Below are 18,063 nucleotides of genomic sequence, written 5' to 3'. Positions count from 1 at the left end.
TCAGCCCTGCCGTTTGGCGCGATGACTGCGGTAGGTGTCGAGCACCACGGCAATCACAATCACCGCACCGGTAATGATGCGTTTGGTCGGTTCACTGGCGCCAATCTGCGCCAACCCGGCGGCCAGCACCGAGATGATCAGCACACCAAAGAAGGTGCTGATGATCGACCCGCGCCCGCCCATCAGGCTGGTGCCACCGATAACTACCGCAGCAATGACTTGCAGCTCAAGACCCGCGCCAGCATTGGGGTCGGCCGCTTCGAGACGGGAAATCTGAAACAGCGCCGCCAGCCCGGCGAGCAGCCCCATAAGAGCGAACACCATGATTTTGTAAGGTTTGGGGTTGATGCCCGCCAGCCGCACCGCCTCTTCGTTGGTGCCAATGCCAATCAGGTAACGACCGAACACGGTGCGCGTCAACACCGCCTGAGCCACGAAAATCACTGACAGCGCGATCAGAAACGACGGCGCGACCCCAAAGGCGATCGGATTGGAAAACCAGGCGAATGCGTCGCCAATATAAGCCGTGCGCGAGTTGGTCATCTGATAGGCCAGGCCACGGGCCATTTCCAGTACGCCCAACGAAACGATGAACGACGGAATGCGCCAGGCCACGGTAATCGAACCCGTCACCGCCCCTGCCAGGGTTGCACACGCCATACCCAGCAACGCGGCGGGCACAACACTCCAGCCCCAACCGAGGATCGCGACACTGACCGCCGAGGCGGCCAGGGCCAGCACCGACCCGACGGACAGGTCGATACCGCCAATGATCAGTACCAGGGTCATGCCCACGGCCAGAACCATCAGATCAGGAATCTGGTTGGCCAGGGTGCTGAAGGTCTGGCAAGACAAAAAGTGTTCGCTGAGCAGTGAGAACAGCACAACCATCGCCAGCAACGCGCCCGCCAGGCCCAGATAGGTGCCCAGCCCGAAATAGTGGGCGCCACGGCGGGCCGCCAGCGATGTGGCCGAAGTATCGGTTGAAGAATTCATTGGTTAATCCCCGCAGCGCTCTCGACGGGCTGCGCAGTAGAGGTCTGATAACCGGCAAACGCAGCCGCCAGCAGTTGGTCCTGGGTCCAGGTGGCACGCTCAAAGGTATCGATCAGGCGCCCGGCGCAAAGCACGGCGATGCGGTCGCAGATCAGCATCAACTCGCGCAGGTCGCTGGACACGACCACCAGCGCCCGCCCCTTGCGGGTCAGTTCGCCCAGCAGCGCGTAGATATCAAATTTGGCACCAATATCGATACCTCGGGTCGGCTCATCAAACAGCATCACCGGGCAGTCGCGCTCCAGCCAGCGACCGATTACCACTTTCTGCTGATTGCCGCCCGATAACTGCCCGACTTGCTGGTCAGGTCCGGAGCAGCGAACCCGCAGCGCTTCGACCTGACGCAGCGCCAAGGCTCGCTCACGCGCTGCACTGACGATGCTGCCACGGGCGATGGCCGGCATATTGCCCAGAGCGATATTGGCACTGACGCTTTGCGACAACAGCAGCCCTTCTCCTTTGCGGTCCTCGCTGATCAGTGCAATGCCATGGCGCACCGCATCACTGGGTGAGTCAATGCTTACCACACGCAATGGCTGGCCCACCTCGATCTGCCCGGCGTCGGCGCGGTCAGCACCGTAGATCAGGCGCAGCAGCTCAGTGCGACCGGCGCCGACCAGCCCGCAAATGCCGAGAATCTCGCCCTGGCGTACTTCAAATGACACATTGTCGACCTTGCCCTTGCGCCCCAGGCCGCGCACTGCCAACGCGACTTCGCCGATGTGCCGTTGTCCCATGTCGAACTGTTCACCCAACTCGCGCCCCACCATCAGCGCCACCAGTTGCTGGCTGTCGTAGCGACTCATGGGCTCGACACACACCAGCCTGCCATCGCGTAACACCGCAATGCGCTGAGCGATCCGTGCCAGTTCTTCGAGACGATGCGAGATATAGATGATCGACACGCCGCGTGCCTGCAAACGGGCGATCTGCTCGAACAGCAAGCCGACCTCCCGCGCGCTGAGCATGGCCGTGGGCTCGTCAAGAATCAGCACCCGACAATCGCCGATCAGGTTGCGAGCGATCTCGACCATCTGTTGATGGCCGACGCCCAATTCGGCAACCAGGGTGTCAGGATCGATCGCTTGCAGGCCGACCCGCGCCATGGCCTCACGGGCCATGGCGCGCAGCCGCTTGCGGTCAATCCAGCCGGCGCGACGCGGCAACTTGTCGAGAAACAGGTTTTCCGCCACAGTCAGGGTCGGCAGCAGGTTGAGCTCCTGCATGACCATCCGCACCCCGAGCTGCTCGGCCTGGGTCCGGCTGGCCGGCTGATAAGCCTGCCCCATGAACTGCATCTGCCCGGTGCCAGGCACCACCAACCCGCCGATGATCTTCGACAAGGTGCTTTTGCCTGCGCCGTTCTCGCCGGTCAGGGCCAATACCTCGCCGCGCAGCAGAGTCAGGTCGATATCAGCGAGCACCGGCTGAGCATAGTGCTTGCCGATACCGTGCACCGAGAGCACGACCTCTGTAGAGGCTGACATAGGTTGTACCTCTTACCTGGCCTGGGTAACCAGTTCCACCGGGGTCTGGATCACGCCGTTGACGCTGCCCAGCGGCTCGCCCTTGAGGGACTTGAGCGCGGCCTCAATACCGAATACCGCCTGACGTGCAGCGAACTGGTCGGCTGTGGCGAGGATACGACCGTCCTTGAGCATCGGCTTGATGGCGTTGATGTTGTCGTAGCCGACCACTTTGACCTTACCGGCCTTGCCCGCCGCACGCACCGCCGAAACCGCGCCCAGCGCCATGCTGTCATTGCCGGCCAGCAGCGCCTTGAGGTTGGGGTATTCATTGAGCATTGCCGCCGCGACGGCGTTGCCCTTGTCGATCTCCCAGTTGCCGGACTGCACGGAAACCACCTTGATCTGCGCTGCCTGCATGGCATCCTGGAAGCCTGCCGTGCGTTGCTGGGCATTGGTGGTGGTCGGCACGCCTTCGATAATGCCGACTTCATCCCCCGCTTGCAGTTGCCCGGTCAGGTAATCGCCGACCAGTTGCGCGCCCTTGCGGTTGTCAGGTCCGACGAAAGGTACTTCGATATTCTTGCTCTTGAGCACTGCGGCATCGAGCTGGTTGTCGATATTGACGACCTTGATACCCGCATCCACGGCTTTCTTGATCACCGGCACCAGCGCTTTGGAATCAGCCGGCGCAATGACCAGCGCATCGACTTTCGAGACGATCATCTGCTCGACGATACGAATCTGGCTGGCGGTATCGGATTCATCCTTGATGCCATTGGAGATCAGATCGAAATCGCCGGCATGCTCTTTCTGGTAAGCCTTGGCGCCGTCTTCCATGGTCAGGAAGAATTCATTGGCCAACGACTTCATGACCAGAGCGACTTTGGGCTTTTGTTCCGTTTGAGCGTAAGCCGATGACAAGGGGACAAGGCTGGTGAGCGAGGCAAATACAGCGACAGCGAGCAGACGGCCAGCAAAGGGCAGCTTCATGAATGCATCTCCGATCTTGTGATTATTGTGCGGCGCGCAAACGTTTGCGAGACACTCACTATCGAAAACCATTCAAGGTTTGTCAACCTGATGACCTATCGCCATCAAGCCTGGGTACTGACGCCACTGCCGGTGGTTCTGTTCAATGCGTTGATCAGCAGGCCCGATACCAATTGGATGTCGCCGTTAGTCACCATGATCTGCCGCTGCAGGCTGAGGATACGCGGCAAGCGTACGATGTCCGGATTGGGCGAATTGACCGCAGCACGCAGTTCCTGACGCAAACGCCGCAGACGCTCATGCAGCTCTGACAACCGGTCAAGCAAGGTATCGACCACTTGCCCCTGCCCCGAGCCGCTCTTCTTGCCGGCCTTGGGCGAAAGATCATCAGGCACCTGTAACCCGGCCAACGCTTCTTCGCGCTCAGCCTCACTGGCCGCGACATCAGTCGGCGTGCTGGCCACCCCGGCAAACCTGACCGATGCACCAGCCATTGCGATTGACAATGACATGCTCCCTCCCTGTTCAATTCAGATCGCTGACAGGGAATCGGCCAGTTCCGGCATTTCTTCAATACCGTTGGGCCGGGCACAACGGGTAATGAATTGTCATTTACGCTATCGCCACGCCTGTTGCGAAAGCGCGCCAGTTAAAATACTGTATGCGCATACAGCAAAACAAGGAATGCTTCAGGTGGCAAAACAAAATGCAGCGCCCGCCTCACCCGGCACTTACGAGCGTCTCGGTATGCGCATCCAGAAAATCATCAATGCCCCGGCAGCGCAAAAAGCCCGTACCGCCCTGCTGCTGCCTCAGGCCGGCGAGCTGAACGAGGACTGGGCACGTCTGCTCGAAGAAATCTCCGAAAATGACAACGTCACCCTCGCCTGGCGCGACGATGGCGGTGTGCAGTTGTTCTGGACCGTACCGAAAGAAGACTGACGGCATGCCTGGCAGATTTTACACGGGCTGGTGTGCGGTGCTGCTGGTGGGCCTGTCGTTACAGACCCAGGCCGCAGCGCCGCGAACCTTCAGCGAGGCCAAGAAAGTCGCCAGAACGCTCTATGCTGCGCAGTCCACCGAGTTCTACTGTGGCTGCAAGTACAGGGGCAATCGTATCGACCTGGCCAGTTGCGGGTACATACCTCGCAAGAATCCGCAGCGTGCCAGGCGCGTCGAATGGGAGCATATCGTGTCGGCCTGGCAAATCGGTCATCAACGACTGTGTTGGCAAAACGGCGGCCGCGCCAACTGCTCACGCAACGACAGGCGGTTTCAGCTTGCCGAAGCCGACCTGCACAATCTGGTGCCTGCCATCGGCGAAGTGAACGCCGACCGCAGTAACTTCAGCTTTGCCTGGCTGCCGACGCGGCAGAGCCAGTATGGCGCATGCCAGACCCAGATAGACTTCAAGGCCCGCAAGGTCATGCCGCGCACCCAAGTTCGCGGCATGGTCGCCCGCACTCATTTGTACATGAGCAAACGCTACCAACTGCGCCTGTCGCGCCAGGACCAGCAATTGTTCCAGGCCTGGAACAAGACTTATCCGGTTCAAGAGTGGGAGCGTCAGCGTAACCAGCTTATTGCCTGTGTAACAGGCCGTGGCAACGAGTTCGTCGGGCCGGTCAATCTGAACGCCTGCCGGGCACGCAAATAGCCCGGTCAAAGACCGGGCCGCCGGGTTCAAATGGCGGGATAATCACCCGGACCATCAGGCCAGGGCGTCAATACCTCAAAGCCGTCATCCGTGACCGCCACCATGTGCTCCCATTGCGCCGACAACGATAGATCACGGGTCAACACCGTCCAGCCATCAGCCAGGGTCTTGGTCCCCGGTTTGCCGGCATTGATCATCGGCTCAATGGTGAACACCATGCCAGGCTTGAGCCGCAGCCCCTTGCCCGGCGTGCCGTAATGCAGAACCTGAGGCTCTTCGTGATACACCCGGCCGATACCATGACCGCAGTACTCACGCACAACACTGAAGCCATCACGATGGGCAACGGTCTGGATGGCGTGGCCGATATCACCCAGCGTCGCGCCGGGGCGAACCGCACGAATGCCGGCGCAGGTCGCTTCATAGGTGGTCTCGACCAGTTTCCTGGCCAGCGGGCTGACTTCACCCACCAGATACATGCGGCTGGTATCGCCAAACCAGCCATCCTTGATCACCGCCACATCGATATTGACGATATCACCGTCCTTGAGGATGTCCGATGCCGAAGGAATACCATGGCAAACCACGGCATTGGGAGAAATGCAGGTGGTCTTGGTGAAGCCGTGATAACCGACGTTGGCAGGAATCACCTTAAGCTCATTGACGATGTACTGATTACAGATGTCATCCAGCGCCTCGGTACTGACGCCCGCTTTGACATAAGGTGCGATCATCGCCAGCACGTCAGCCGCAAGCCGACCGGAAACGCGCAGCGCTTCGATATCCTGCGCAGTTTTAATGGTAATGCCACGGCTCATGAAGCCACCTTCTCGACCGCTGGCAGGTCCAGAACCTGCACACCCAGCGCTGCGCCGCCATTACTTTCAGCCTTGAGCAGCAACTGGCAGATTTCGCTGTAGGTCAGTGCCGGATTGAGTTCAGCCAACATCCCAACCCGCATCCAGTGTTCGGCTTGCGCGTTGATCGAGCGGCTTAGCGCCGCACTGGCAGCACGCACATTGGCGTGCATGTGTTCAGAAATTTTTACCAGGCCCATGCTTGCCCCTCTGCGTTGAATATACGAAGCATATATGTTTCATATACTCACAAACAAGCCATGCCCTGATTTACTGTTTGCGCATGCGCTCAGACAGAGAGGCCGTCAGCGCACTGATCGACTCTCGGTCTTCCGGCGCCATGGCACGAAAACTGGTGATCACCTCGCGCTCGGTTGCAGACAACCTGTCGAGGTCAAGCGCCGTGCGCCTGCCTGAAATCAGGTAAAGAACATCAACGCCGTTTTGCCATAGTTCAACCAGGTACGCAGATCGCGGAACCCGCACGCCGCTTTCATACATCGCCTGTGCATTAACCTCCACACCGCCCAGGCTCGCAAACTGCTGCTGGGTCAGCCCTAGAGTCTTGCGCTCTTGTTTCAAACGGGTTGCAAACGTATCCATGTGAGTGCCCCCAAACCAGGTCGACACTCATACCATAAACCCTATTTTGCCAGTGTGACGGATGTCCCGCGCTCAGGATTCCATGACCAAGGCCAGGCGTGGCTCTCGATCGAAACAGGAGGTTACCTCCCGCTCGGCCGCCAACGGCTGGTAGAGATTGAACTGGCGCAAGGCAGCTGCCAGAGCCAGGAAATCCTCACGCTGCATTTCTTCGAACATGGCGCCAGGACGCACTACATTCGCTACGCTGTTCTGCACGGACTCCATCAACATGATCGTCAACCTCGAAATACTGTATGGGCGTACAGTATTAGGATAATGACAACCCCGCAAGCCTGACCACGACGAACGGTAGCGTGTGCCCCCCATGATGCCGACCGGCGAATCATCTTCGCCCCGCCTGAACCGCAGGCAGCAGATTCATCCACATTGGTGCAGGTGACAGCTGAAGAAGCCGCTCCAGAGCGTTTCTGACGCCAGAAAAACCACGTTTTCGACTAAATGAATGAGAGCGTGTGACATTTACAGAAAAATGCAACCAGATATGAGCCTGACTGGTTATCCATGGTTCTCACTCGTCAATAGCCAGAGGTAGAATCCTTTCTGGCGACAGCGGAGAACCCATGCACCAGACAACGTCCAGTCAAGTCAGCGACGACGCGATCATCGAGACCGCTGCGCAGTGGTTCATGCGCCTGCAGGAAGACGATTGCACGGACGTCGAGCGCCATCAGTTCACCCAGTGGCTGGCCGCTGATCCACGCCATGCCCGCGAGTACCAGGCCATGGGCGGCACCTGGGCCGCCTGCGAAGGACTCAAGCCCGCAATCACAGCGCCAGTCTCGCCTGTGGCCGACAACGCCGCGCCCCCCGGCAGCCGACCAAGACGTCACCGGCAGGTCTTTTTGTTTGCCGCTGCCAGTGCCATGGCATTACTGGTCGGCTGGCACCAAGGCTGGATACCGAGCCAGTACGAGAGTCAGCAAGCCGACAAAAACACGCGCATTGTCACACTGCCCGACGGCAGCCGGGTGGAACTCAATATCAATACCCGTCTGACCTATACCGGCTACCGGGACCGACGCATCATCAGCCTGGATAAAGGCGAAGCGTTCTTTGAAGTGGCGCGCGATGCCCTGCATCCCTTCATCGTGCAGGCCGGCCAGGGCAGCATCGAGGCCACCGGCACGCGCTTCAACGTATGGCTGTACCAGCAGCAGGTGCAGGTCATGCTGGTCGAGGGTTCGGTCCAGGTGGTCAGTGACCGCGCCCACCCCGAGCACAGCGTGCAGCTCAGGCCCGGTATGCAGGCGGGTTACCAGGCCGGTGATACGCAACCGACCATCAGCCACTCCCGCACGGCCGACACCAGCCTGGCCTGGCGTTACGGCAAGCTGGTGTTCAATGACCTGCCGCTGCGCCTGGCACTGCCGCTGATCAACCGCTACCTGAGCACACCGGTGATGCTCGCCGACAGTGCAACCGGCGATCTGCGCCTGGGCCTCAATTACAACACCCGAGAGATGTCGGCACTGGTCAATGCACTGCCACAGGTACTGCCGGTGCAGATCATCCCCAACGCCCAGGGCAACCCGGTGCTGTATCGCCAGCCCGCCACGCCTCCGCGCAGTTGATCGGGCTCACCTCCCGACACGCAACCTTAAAAAATCTTCATGATCCCTTGCAGGCCACGGATATAAAGGTCTGCGAGAGCTTTTTGAGCATCCCGACAGTGCCTGCCGGCAAATTATTTCGCCCGGCAGATGAGGTTTTTTCGCGCTCATCCGTCTTAGTAGATGGAAACCGAGAAAATTGAAGCCTGAAAGGGAGTTTGCGCATGCTCAACCGCCAAGGAATCACCACCCGTTCCATCCTGAAGCAGACGGCCATGGCCGCCCAGGCCAGCGCCGCGCCGGCCGACCACGAACGGGGCGGCAACGAACAGATCAGAGCCTTGCTCAAAGCTTTCGGGCTGCGTACCAGCCTGGTTCGGCTCAAAGTACTCGACACCCTGCTGGCTGCTGGCGAAGAAGGTCAGCCCATGGGGGTTCGCGGCATTCACAGCCACTTGTTGCGCCTGGATGTGCCGCTGTCGTTTCTCAGCGTGCGCGAAGTGCTCAAGCGGCTGTGTGACGAAGGCGTGATTGTACTGGCCAGCGACAAGACCTACTCCTTGCATCCCAAGGCACTGCAATGGCTGAACACGGAAGATGACCAGCCAGTCCAGTGAACCGGATACCAGCAATGCTCAACGCTTGACCTTGCGGCGCATGATGCCGTTGAGAACCACCACCAGCACCGCCACCGCGATGGCAATGTACTGGAAGGTTTTTTCGCTGATCACACCGGTATCCTGTAAACGGGTGAATCCAAGCATGATTGCCAGCACGCCCAAGGCAATCAGCAGCGAATAGATCAAGCGTTGTTTGTTACTCATGAGGGTTCCTGTCAATTCAACATGGGCTGCCCGATTGCAGCAGCCAGGCGCGCCTATGTTACGCGCAGAGCAGCACCGCAATAAACCATCCAGCGCCCTTCTCTGGCGCCTGTGCGAGCGCGATGCAACGCCGCCGACATTGCCCTGTCAACAATGCCTGTGTTTAATGCCGCTCTGCTCAGGCGCACGGCCTGATGCTGCTGTTATGCAAAGGAGTTTGACCATGCCCCATGAAGGCAGCCTGCTGCAGGCCGCTGTCGTTTTCCTGTTCGCCGCCGTCCTCACCGTTCCGCTGGCCAAGCGCCTGCAACTGGGCTCGGTGCTGGGTTACCTGTTCGCCGGTGTGATCATCGGCCCCTCGGTGCTGGGCCTGATAGGGAATCCAGAGAGTGTCAGCCACATCTCGGAACTTGGGGTGGTATTACTACTGTTCATCATTGGCCTGGAGCTGTCGCCCAAGCGCTTGTGGGTCATGCGCAAAGCGGTGTTCGGGGTCGGCATGCTGCAGGTGCTGCTGTGCGGCGTGGTGATTGGCGGCATCGCCCTGCTGGCGTTCGACCAGCCGTTGAACACCGCGATCGTGCTCGGCCTGGGCCTAGCACTGTCTTCAACGGCGTTCGGCTTGCAAAGCCTGGCCGAGCGTAAAGAACTCAACAGCCCGCACGGGCGCACTGCATTTGCCATTCTGTTGTTTCAGGACATCGCCGCCATCCCGCTGATTGCCCTGGTGCCAGTGCTGGCCGGTGCCAATCAGGACCTCGCCCCTGGTGCAAGCCTGACCCACGCCCTGGAAGTGGTCGGCAGCATCGCGATCGTGGTGATTGGCGGGCGTTACCTGCTGCGTCCGGTGTTTCGCATCGTGGCACGGACCAAGATCCAGGAAGTGTCCACCGCCACCGCCCTGTTGGTGGTGATCGGCACCGCCTGGCTGATGGAGCTGGTCGGTGTGTCGATGGCCCTGGGCGCGTTTCTGGCCGGCCTGCTGCTGGCTGATTCCGAATACCGCCATGAGCTCGAAGCGCAGATCGAGCCGTTCAAGGGCCTGCTGCTGGGCCTGTTTTTCATCAGCGTCGGCATGGGTGCCAACCTGAGCCTGCTGCTCAGTGCTCCGGTTACTGTGCTGGGCCTGACCCTGCTGCTGATTGCCCTGAAACTGCCGCTGCTGATGTTCATCGGCCGCATGGCTGCCGGGCTGGAGCGCCAGAGTGCATTTCAGTTAGGGCTGGTATTGGCTGCCGGTGGCGAGTTTGCCTTCGTGGTGTTCAAGCTCGGCAGCAGCAATGGCCTGTTCGAGCCACGGGTCTACGACATTCTGGTGCTGACCATCACCTTGTCGATGGCCATGACCCCGTTGCTGTTCATGGCCGTGGCACGCTGGATCAAGCCGCGCCCCAAAGCCGCCGCCCCGGTGCCCGAGGAGTACAGTGAGATCCACAGCGACAACCCGCGGGTAGTGATTGCCGGCATGGGCCGCATGGGGCAGATCGTCGCGCGGATCCTGCGTGCCCAGCAGATCCCTTTCGTGGCCCTGGACATGTCGGTGGAAACCATCGAGTTCACCCGCAGCTTCGGCAATGTGCCGGTGTTTTACGGCGACCCGCTGCGCCCGGAAATCCTGCGCGCCGCCAGGGTCCAGGACGCCGAATTCTTTGTCATCGCCACCGACGACCCGGACACCAACATCAAGACCGCCGAACTGGTGCGCAAGCTCTACCCGCACATGAAGATCATCGCCCGGGCGCGCAACCGCCAGCACGTGCACCGGCTGATCGACGTCGGTGCCCATGCGGTGCGCGAAACCTTCCACTCAAGCCTGGAAATGGGCCGCCAGACCCTGCTTGGCCTGGGCCTCTCGGAAAGCCAGGCCCAGGCGCGCATCCAGCGCTTCAAGTGCCATGACGAAGCAGTGCTGGCCGAACAGCACAAGGTCTACGACGACGCTGCCAAGGTTCTGCAGACCGCCCGCGAGGCGCGCAAGGAACTTGAGCAACTGTTCGAAACCGACCGCCTGGAAGAGCAGGCTGCGCTCAAACCCTGAGCGTGGTGGGCGGTGGCGGCCTCACCAGCCACCGCCCAGCGCTGCATACAGGCTGACCAAGGCCTGGGCCTGGGTGGTGGAGCTTTGGACCCACTGCTGCTGGGTACTGAGCAACGCCCGCTGCACCGACAGCACATTGAGAAAGTCCACCACACCCTCGACGTACTGGCGTTTGGCGGCGGCCAGAGCCATCCGGTTATGTTGCACCGCCTCCTGGAGCTTGCGCTGCTGCAACTGGCTGGCGTTGTACAGGCTCATGCCATCGTCGATTTCCTGCCAGGCTCGCAGCACGGTCTGCTGGTAGGCCAGCGCCGCCTCCTGTTCTTGGGCCTCACGCAGTTGCAACATGCCGCGCAAGCGCCCGCCATTGAAAATCGGCAGACTGAGCTGCGGCCCGAACGCGAATTGCCGCGCCCCCCAACTGCCCAGGTCGGACAACTGCAACGCTTGCAGACCGACATTGCCTGACAGGGTGATGCGCGGGTAGAAATCACCTTGCGCCACGCCCGTGCTGGCCGTCGCGGCATGCAGGTGGGCGGCGGCGCGGCGGATGTCCGGACGCCGTTCGGCCAGCTCCGATGGCAAGCCGACCGGAACCTGCAACGGCACGGCGGCCATTTGTACCGGCTGCTCCAGCTCGCGCTGCAAGGCCCGCGGGGCTTGCGCCAGCAGCAGGCCCAAGGCGTTGATCAACTGCGCCTGACGCTGCTCCAGCACCGGCAAGCGCGATTCCACCGCCGCGACTTGCGCCGCCGCTTCAGCCACATCCAGCTCGGTGGCGACGCCGTTGCGCAGCCGCTCGCGAGACAGCTCAAGGCTGCTGCGCGCCAGCGCCAGATTCTGGCGGGTCACCTCATGGCAGCTCTGCACGCCACGCAGGGCCAGATACTGGCGCGCCACCTCGGCCTGTAAGGCCAGCAAGGCCGCGCGCTGATCGCTCTCAGCCATCTCGACCCGGGCGCCGGCAGCCTCGACTTCGCGGCGTACCCGGCCCCAGAAATCGAGCTCCCAACTGGCGCTCAGGCCGCTGTCCCACTGCTCAAACGGCGCCCTGCCCTGCTGGCCGGATGGATCGTTCAAGCCCTTGCCACTGTTGCGCTTGCGCTGGTAGCCGAGAGTGCCATCGAGCTGCGGCAACTGCTCACCAGTGCTCACCCGATACGCCGCCCGGCTTTGCTCCAGACGCGTGGCGGCAATACGCAGATCAAGGCTCGCCTGCGTTGCGCGGTCGATCAGCGACGACAGCAGCGGGTCGTTGAACACCTCCCACCAGCGCGCATTGATCGGCGCAGCAACCGGCTGGCTGGGCGCCGCCTCACCACTGACCGGCAACCATTCGATGCGGCTGTCGCTCTCTGGCCGCTGAAAATCCTTGCCCACCTGGCAGCCACTCAAAACCGCACAAGCGATCACACCCAACGCGCAGATTCGTAACCCGGTCATCGCGTCGTCACCTGCTCAGCGGCGTGCAACGCCTCGGTATCGATGCTGGCCTGTACCGACATGCCGACCCGCAGTTGCCGGGCCAGTGGCTGACCCGGCTCAAGGACGATTTTCACCGGGATGCGCTGCACGACCTTGGTGAAGTTGCCGGTGGCGTTATCGGGTTTAATCAGGGCAAAGGTCACCCCGGTGGCCGGCGCGATGCTGTCGACATGGCCCTTGAGTAGCTGGTCCGGATAAGTGTCGACACGCACCTGCACCGGCTGGCCGATGCTCACGTGGGTCAACTGGGTCTCCTGAAAGTTGCCGACAACATACGCCTGCTGCAACGGCACCAGCGACAGCAGGCGGCTGCCCGGCACCACGTAATTACCGACCCGCAAGGCCCGCTCGCCCACCGTGCCGTCAATCGGTGCGACGATGTGGGTGTATGACAATTGCAGGCGCGCCTGCTCCAGCGCCGCAGTCGCGCGCAGCAAGGCGGCTTCAGCGCTGTGTTGCTGGGCGAGGAGGATGTCGACCTGTTTATGCTCGGCAGCCAGCGATGCCACTGCACTGCTGTGCTGGGCATTGGCGGTTTCGATCCGGGTGCGTGCCTGCTGGGCATTTTGCACAGTGCCGGCGCCGCTGCCGGCCAGATGCTCATAGCGGGTACGTTCCTGGCCGGCAAAGGTCAGCGCCGCTTGGCTGGCCAGTAACGCGGCGCGGGCCTTGGCGATCACTGAGTCCTGGCGCTGCAACAGGGCGCTGGCCTCATCGCGCCGGGCGGTGGCCGCCTGCACCTCGGCCTCGGCAGCGGTAACGGCCGTCTGCAGATCACGGTCATCGATTCGCGCCAACAACTGCCCGGCCTTGACCTGTTGGTTATCGTCCACCAGTACCTCACTGATAAAGCCCGAGACCTTGGGCGCGACCACCGAGTAATCGGCCGCAATGAAGGCGTCATCGGTGCTCTGCCGATCGCCCTGACCGGCCAGTGCGTACAGCCCGATCGCGGCGAGCAACAGCGCCGCGCCGCACAGCGCCAGGGTCTGTTTCGAGGTCATGTTCATGAACGTTGTTCTCCGGAAAATCAGGACAATGCCCGCGGCGGATAAACCCGCGTCGGCATGATCGGAATCAACACAATCAGGGCCACAGCGAGCCAGCCCATGCAGTAATAAAGATCGGCACTGGTCAGCACCACGACCTGCTCATGCAGGCGATGGCTCAAGGCGGCCGGTTCGGCGCCGTCGCTCAGCCAGGGTGAATTGCCTAACCGGTCGACCAGGGTGTTGGAGTGAAAATGCTGACGGGCCGTGGTCAGGGCCTCCACGACCGCCGTGGCAACCACCGTGGCCAGACCGCGCACGGTATTGAACCAGGCCGAAGCGAAGGGGCCGTCCGGCGGGGCGATGCCGCTGGTGGACTGAATCAGCAACGGCAGCACCGCCATGGGCTGGCCGAACACCTGCAACACCTGCAGCAGGTAAAAGTTGTCGCGGATCCAGGCCGAGGTCATCTGCGTGGCCAGCGCGCAATGCACCGCCAGCAGCAGCAAACCAAGGGTCAGCACCCAGCGGCAGTCGACCCGACGGATGTTGCACAGCAGCGCAAGCAGCGGCAGCACCAGCAACTGCGGCACGGCCACCAGCAGCATCAGCGGCGCGGTCTGCAACGGCCGATAACCATGCACCTGGGCCAGGTAGGCCGAAGGAATCGAGGCCACGGCAGTGAGCACCACCAGCACCCCGCCAAGGGTCAGCAAGGCGTGGGACAAATTGCGCCCGGCCAGCAGTTGCAGCTTGAAGAACGGCACCTCGACGAACCATTCGCTGACCAGAAACGCCACCAGTAACAGCAGCCCGCCAACCAGCAAAAAGCAGATCAGCGACGATTCAAACCAGTCCAGCCGGTTGCCTTCCAGCAAGCCTGCGACCGTCATGACAATCGCCGGCAGCCCCAGCAACAGGCCGCGCCAGTTAAAAGTGCGGAAACGCTCCAGGCGCGGGGCATCCTGGACGATGCCATGGGCGATGGCGATCATCGCCACCAGACACGGCGGGATCACCTGCCAGAAGGTCCACTGCCAACTGAAATACTCGGTCCACAACGCCGCCAGTGGCGTGCCCAGCCCCGGCCCGAAAGTGGCGGTCAAGGCATAGCCAGCCAGGCCAAAGATCTTGATCGAGGGCGGCAGAAAGCGCAGCGCGACGGTCATTAGCATCGGCGGCAGACAACCGGCCGCCAGCCCTTGCAGTACCCGCAACAGCAGCAGGCTCGGGTAATTGGGTGCCAATGGGCAGAGCAGCGCCAGCAGGACAAAGACGGCAATCGCGCCGAGCGTAAACCGCCGTAACGACAGGGTGACCGCAAACCAGGGTGCGAAGGCCATGGCCGCGACGGAGCTGGCCGAGTAGCAGGCGATCAACCAACTGGCTTCATCCGCACCGATGAACATCGCGCCGCGAATATCGGCCATGGCAATGCGGGTCACCCCATCGTTGATACCGGCAACCAGCACAGCGAGCAATACGCCCAACAGGCCGATGATCCGCTCAAGGCCGAATGCCGGAGCGGCTGGCTGAACGGGCGCAGCCGCAGCAGGAGAAGCGAGGGAGGTCATCAACAAACAATCCGGGCATTCAATACCCGGAAAAGTCTAAGCAGCCGGCCTGGTAAAGAAAATTTACATTTAGGCAGCTTATTAGTGCATCAGACGCATGTGTAACAGCCCGCGGATTGCTCTTGGCGTTATTTCAGGCATAGGGGCTATCCCAGTAACGCTTGTACATGCCCAAGCGCTTTTTCCAGCGGGTCGGCAAGCGCTTTTCCTGACGGCTGAGCTTGTAGGCCAGCAGCTTCAAGGCATTGCGCACAATCGACATCGGCCACCACCACCAGCGCCGCGGGCCGATGTAGGCCAGCTCGGATTTCACGTAGCGCATGCCCTCCCCGGCGATGCCACCAAAGCTGTCGTAGATCCAGGCCTCACGGCATTGGAATACGCCAATATCGAAGTAACGGCGAAACTCTTCGACCAGGCTGTAGTTATGCGAGTGACGACACACCGCCGAGCCTTCGTAGGCGACTTTCCAGCCGTCGAGCAGCATCTTCGCCGCCACGTACATGTCTTCCGAGAGAATCACATGACGGGGAAAACCGCCCACTGCCAGCAGCGCCTCGCGGCGGTAGGCCGCGAACGAGTTGGACATGAACGGGGTCTTGATGCCCAGGCTGTCGGCATCGGCCAGGGTCTTGATCCGCGACACCGGCGGGTAGTTGAACAACCGGGCATGCTGAGCCAGCAGGTTGGCGTCCTTGTGTGGTAACTGGCGACCACAGACCGCAGCGACTTTCGGGTCGGCGAACGGCAGGAGAATATTGGCAATCGCGTCGCTCTGTTCCAGGTAGGCATCCTGGGTCAGGTACACATAGACGTCGTAGTCAGGGAAGCGCTCGACCATCATCTGTCGGGTGCCACCGTGGTTGAAGTCCTTGCTGTCGATGACCAGCACATTGGCGCAGCGCGCCTGGGCCAGCTCACCGGTGCCATCGGTGGAACTGGAGTCGACGATCAGGGTATCGAAAGCGGCATTCTGGTGAAGCAACGAATCAAGCAGACGCTCAAGGTCCCGGCGTCCGTTATAAGTCGGGATGACACAAGCCACACGCAAAGACGGCATAACAATACTCCAGAGCGTAATCCATCGCTCAACTCGTTATCGCCTCTGAGGGTAGCTCATGCCGTGCGACTCAACCATTCAGCCCAGCACTTCGCTCAACGGGATGAAGTTCACCAGTTCGCCCTCGGCCAGGGTCCGGTCTTCGCGTACCTCGATCAAACCATGCGCCCAAGCCGCGCTGTGCAACACCCCGGAGCTCTGGTTGGCGTAAGGGACGGCGCGGCCATTTTCCAGGCGGCCACGCAGGTACTCGCGGCGCTTGCCGGCCTTGCTCCAGGCAAAACCGGCCGGCACCTGGAACTGCAACGGCGCGACGGCCGCAACGCCCTGACGGCGCAACAGGTATGGCCGGGCCAGCAGTGCAAAGGTCACCAGGGTCGAAGCCGGATTACCCGGCAGGCCAATCACCGGGGTGCCCTGGTAATGGCCGAAGGTCAGCGGCTTGCCGGGTTTGATCGCCAGCTTCCAGAGCGCCAGTTCACCTTCTTCGCGCAGCACCTGGCCGAGAAAATCCGCCTCGCCCACCGAAACGCCGCCGGTGGAAACGATCAGGTCCACCCGGCTCAACCGCGCCAGGGCAGCGCGGGTCTGCTGCAGGTCATCGACCAGAATGCCGGCGTCCACCACCTCACATTCCAATGCCTGCAGCCAGCTGCACAGCAGCACCCGGTTGCTGTTGTAGATCTGCCCCGGCCCGAGCGGCAAACCGGGCTCGACCAGTTCGTCGCCAGTGGACAGCACGGCCACCCGTGGCCGCCGCACCACGCGCAATTGCGCCACGCCCAGCGATGCCGCCAGGCCCAGCTCGACCGGGCTGAGCCGGGTGCCGGCCTGCAATACCGTCTCACCCTTACGGGTTTCCTGGCCTTGCGGGCGAATGTTCTGCTGCGCGCTCAGCGCTTGGGTGAACCGCACCCGGCCATCGTCCAGCAGCTCGGCGTTTTCCTGCATCTCGACGCAATCGGCACCGGCCGGCACTGGCGCACCGGTAAAGATCCGGGCGCAAGTGCCTGGCTGCAGTGGCTGTGGCGCCTGGCCTGCGAAAATCCGCTGGCTGACGCTCAGCGGCTCACCATTCCAGTCAGCGACGCGCAAGGCATAGCCGTCCATGGCGCTGTTGGGCCAGGGCGGCAGGTCAAGGCTGGCGATGATGTCTTCGGCCAGCACCCGGCCTTTGGCATCGGCCAGAGTGACCTGCTCATGATCGAGAATCGGAGTGCTCGCGGCGCTGTCGAGCAGCCGGGTCAGGGCTTGTTCCAGAGCGATCATCGACAGTCAGCCCCGCGTGCCGCAAGGTTCGGCTTTTTTCAGGTGGGCAACAAAATTGCAAGGCCGGAAGCGCGAATCGAGTTGCTGGGCCAGAATGCCGTCCCAGCCGGTGCGCACCGCGTTGGTCGAACCCGGCAGGCAGCACACCAGCGTGCCATTGGCCAGGCCGGCCAGGGCCCGCGACTGAATGGTCGAGGTGCCGATATCCGCGACTGAAATTTGCCGGAACAACTCGCCAAACCCGTCGACCTGCTTGTCCAGCAGGCAGGCCACCGCTTCGGGGGTGCTGTCACGGCCGGTGAAGCCGGTGCCGCCGGTAATCAGCACCACCTGCACATCGTCGTCGGCAATCCAGGTCGCGACCTGGGCACGGATCCGGTACAGATCATCCTTGAGCAATACCCGGGCAATCAGGCCATGACCGGCAGCACTGAGGCGGTCGACGAACATCTGCCCGGAGCTGTCGGTTTCCAGAGTGCGGGTGTCGCTGACCGTCAGCACGGCGATGTTCAAGGGCACGAAGGGAGTATCAGGTTTGACGCTCATGGGCTTTGATCCGGTTGTGAAATGAGGCAGGCC

20 protein-coding genes are annotated in these 18,063 nt (G+C 61.6%); 5 read left to right on the top strand and 15 right to left on the bottom strand.

Going from position 1 to position 18,063, the window contains the following annotated elements:
- From NJC40_RS17795 to NJC40_RS17780, 4 genes are all read right to left on the bottom strand, one after another.
- Positions 1-996: an ABC transporter permease gene (locus NJC40_RS17795; protein WP_253140479.1), complete on the bottom strand. Its 996-nt coding sequence runs from the start codon at positions 994-996 to the stop codon at positions 1-3.
- The gene (locus NJC40_RS17790; protein ID WP_492180363.1) at positions 993-2,543 is read right to left on the bottom strand and encodes a sugar ABC transporter ATP-binding protein; all 1,551 of its coding nucleotides are present in this window, start codon (positions 2,541-2,543) and stop codon (positions 993-995) included. Before NJC40_RS17790 ends, NJC40_RS17795 begins: the two co-directional genes overlap by 4 nt.
- Before the next feature lie 12 nt (positions 2,544-2,555).
- The gene (locus tag NJC40_RS17785; protein ID WP_253140476.1) at positions 2,556-3,515 is read right to left on the bottom strand and encodes a sugar ABC transporter substrate-binding protein; all 960 of its coding nucleotides are present in this window, start codon (positions 3,513-3,515) and stop codon (positions 2,556-2,558) included.
- Between the two features lie 104 nt (positions 3,516-3,619).
- A complete protein-coding gene (locus tag NJC40_RS17780; protein ID WP_253140475.1) occupies positions 3,620-4,027 on the bottom strand; it encodes a hypothetical protein in 408 nt (135 codons plus the stop codon).
- Positions 4,028-4,208: 181 nt separating this feature from the next.
- On the opposite strand from NJC40_RS17780, the gene NJC40_RS17775 reads away from it, so the two are divergent.
- Together NJC40_RS17775 and NJC40_RS17770 are read left to right on the top strand one after the other, a co-directional pair.
- Positions 4,209-4,457 carry a DUF1654 domain-containing protein gene (locus NJC40_RS17775; RefSeq protein WP_084710253.1) on the top strand — a complete coding sequence of 83 codons (249 nt, stop codon included), beginning with the start codon at positions 4,209-4,211 and terminating at the stop codon, positions 4,455-4,457.
- Positions 4,458-4,461: 4 nt separating this feature from the next.
- Positions 4,462-5,172, top strand: a complete 711-nt coding sequence (locus NJC40_RS17770; protein WP_045490341.1) for an endonuclease — start codon at positions 4,462-4,464, stop codon at positions 5,170-5,172.
- Between the two features lie 26 nt (positions 5,173-5,198).
- Here the strand turns inward: NJC40_RS17770 and map are convergent, their stop codons facing one another.
- The 4 genes from map to NJC40_RS17750 form a co-directional block, all read right to left on the bottom strand.
- On the bottom strand, positions 5,199-5,990 hold the full coding sequence (gene map, locus NJC40_RS17765; protein ID WP_045490338.1) for a type I methionyl aminopeptidase: 792 nt from the start codon (positions 5,988-5,990) through the stop codon (positions 5,199-5,201).
- Complete coding sequence (locus NJC40_RS17760; RefSeq protein WP_045490335.1) at positions 5,987-6,229, bottom strand: ParD-like family protein; 243 nt, start codon at positions 6,227-6,229, stop codon at positions 5,987-5,989. The genes map and NJC40_RS17760 overlap by 4 nt, the downstream gene beginning before the upstream one ends.
- Before the next feature lie 70 nt (positions 6,230-6,299).
- Positions 6,300-6,632, bottom strand: coding sequence for a helix-turn-helix domain-containing protein (locus NJC40_RS17755; RefSeq protein ID WP_045490334.1), 333 nt, complete (start codon positions 6,630-6,632; stop codon positions 6,300-6,302).
- A gap of 72 nt (positions 6,633-6,704) precedes the next feature.
- Positions 6,705-6,905: a hypothetical protein gene (locus tag NJC40_RS17750; RefSeq protein ID WP_144403288.1), complete on the bottom strand. Its 201-nt coding sequence runs from the start codon at positions 6,903-6,905 to the stop codon at positions 6,705-6,707.
- Between the two features lie 350 nt (positions 6,906-7,255).
- On the opposite strand from NJC40_RS17750, the gene NJC40_RS17745 reads away from it, so the two are divergent.
- Positions 7,256-8,266, top strand: a complete 1,011-nt coding sequence (locus NJC40_RS17745; RefSeq protein WP_253140474.1) for a FecR family protein — start codon at positions 7,256-7,258, stop codon at positions 8,264-8,266.
- A gap of 203 nt (positions 8,267-8,469) precedes the next feature.
- Positions 8,470-8,862: a Fe2+/Zn2+ uptake regulation protein gene (locus tag NJC40_RS17740; RefSeq protein ID WP_045490330.1), complete on the top strand. Its 393-nt coding sequence runs from the start codon at positions 8,470-8,472 to the stop codon at positions 8,860-8,862.
- 18 nt (positions 8,863-8,880) lie between these two features.
- Here NJC40_RS17740 and NJC40_RS17735 read toward each other — a convergent pair whose 3' ends face one another.
- The gene (locus tag NJC40_RS17735; protein WP_253140473.1) at positions 8,881-9,069 is read right to left on the bottom strand and encodes a hypothetical protein; all 189 of its coding nucleotides are present in this window, start codon (positions 9,067-9,069) and stop codon (positions 8,881-8,883) included.
- A gap of 223 nt (positions 9,070-9,292) precedes the next feature.
- Between NJC40_RS17735 and NJC40_RS17730 the strand changes: the two genes are divergently transcribed.
- The gene (locus NJC40_RS17730; RefSeq protein ID WP_253140472.1) at positions 9,293-11,107 is read left to right on the top strand and encodes a monovalent cation:proton antiporter-2 (CPA2) family protein; all 1,815 of its coding nucleotides are present in this window, start codon (positions 9,293-9,295) and stop codon (positions 11,105-11,107) included.
- Between the two features lie 21 nt (positions 11,108-11,128).
- Here the strand turns inward: NJC40_RS17730 and NJC40_RS17725 are convergent, their stop codons facing one another.
- The 6 genes from NJC40_RS17725 to moaB form a co-directional block, all read right to left on the bottom strand.
- The gene (locus NJC40_RS17725) at positions 11,129-12,550 is read right to left on the bottom strand and encodes an efflux transporter outer membrane subunit (protein ID WP_253140471.1); all 1,422 of its coding nucleotides are present in this window, start codon (positions 12,548-12,550) and stop codon (positions 11,129-11,131) included.
- Positions 12,547-13,602, bottom strand: coding sequence for an HlyD family secretion protein (locus tag NJC40_RS17720; protein ID WP_045490318.1), 1,056 nt, complete (start codon positions 13,600-13,602; stop codon positions 12,547-12,549). The genes NJC40_RS17725 and NJC40_RS17720 overlap by 4 nt, the downstream gene beginning before the upstream one ends.
- A gap of 20 nt (positions 13,603-13,622) precedes the next feature.
- Complete coding sequence (locus tag NJC40_RS17715; protein WP_253140470.1) at positions 13,623-15,155, bottom strand: MFS transporter; 1,533 nt, start codon at positions 15,153-15,155, stop codon at positions 13,623-13,625.
- 133 nt (positions 15,156-15,288) lie between these two features.
- A complete protein-coding gene (locus NJC40_RS17710) occupies positions 15,289-16,215 on the bottom strand; it encodes a glycosyltransferase family 2 protein (RefSeq protein ID WP_045490313.1) in 927 nt (308 codons plus the stop codon).
- Between the two features lie 78 nt (positions 16,216-16,293).
- Positions 16,294-17,484, bottom strand: a complete 1,191-nt coding sequence (locus tag NJC40_RS17705) for a molybdopterin molybdotransferase MoeA (RefSeq protein ID WP_253140469.1) — start codon at positions 17,482-17,484, stop codon at positions 16,294-16,296.
- Positions 17,485-17,490: 6 nt separating this feature from the next.
- Positions 17,491-18,030 (bottom strand): molybdenum cofactor biosynthesis protein B, encoded by a 540-nt coding sequence (gene moaB, locus NJC40_RS17700; RefSeq protein ID WP_045490309.1) that lies wholly within the window; start codon positions 18,028-18,030, stop codon positions 17,491-17,493.
- Positions 18,031-18,063: the final 33 nt, after the last annotated feature.

Origin of the sequence: Pseudomonas sp. 21LCFQ02, from assembly GCF_024129895.2 — a bacterium.
Classification (GTDB): Bacteria; Pseudomonadota; Gammaproteobacteria; order Pseudomonadales; family Pseudomonadaceae; genus Aquipseudomonas.
The sequence above is the reverse complement of the archived record's forward strand: the minus strand, read 5'-3'. Positions and strand labels throughout refer to the sequence as shown.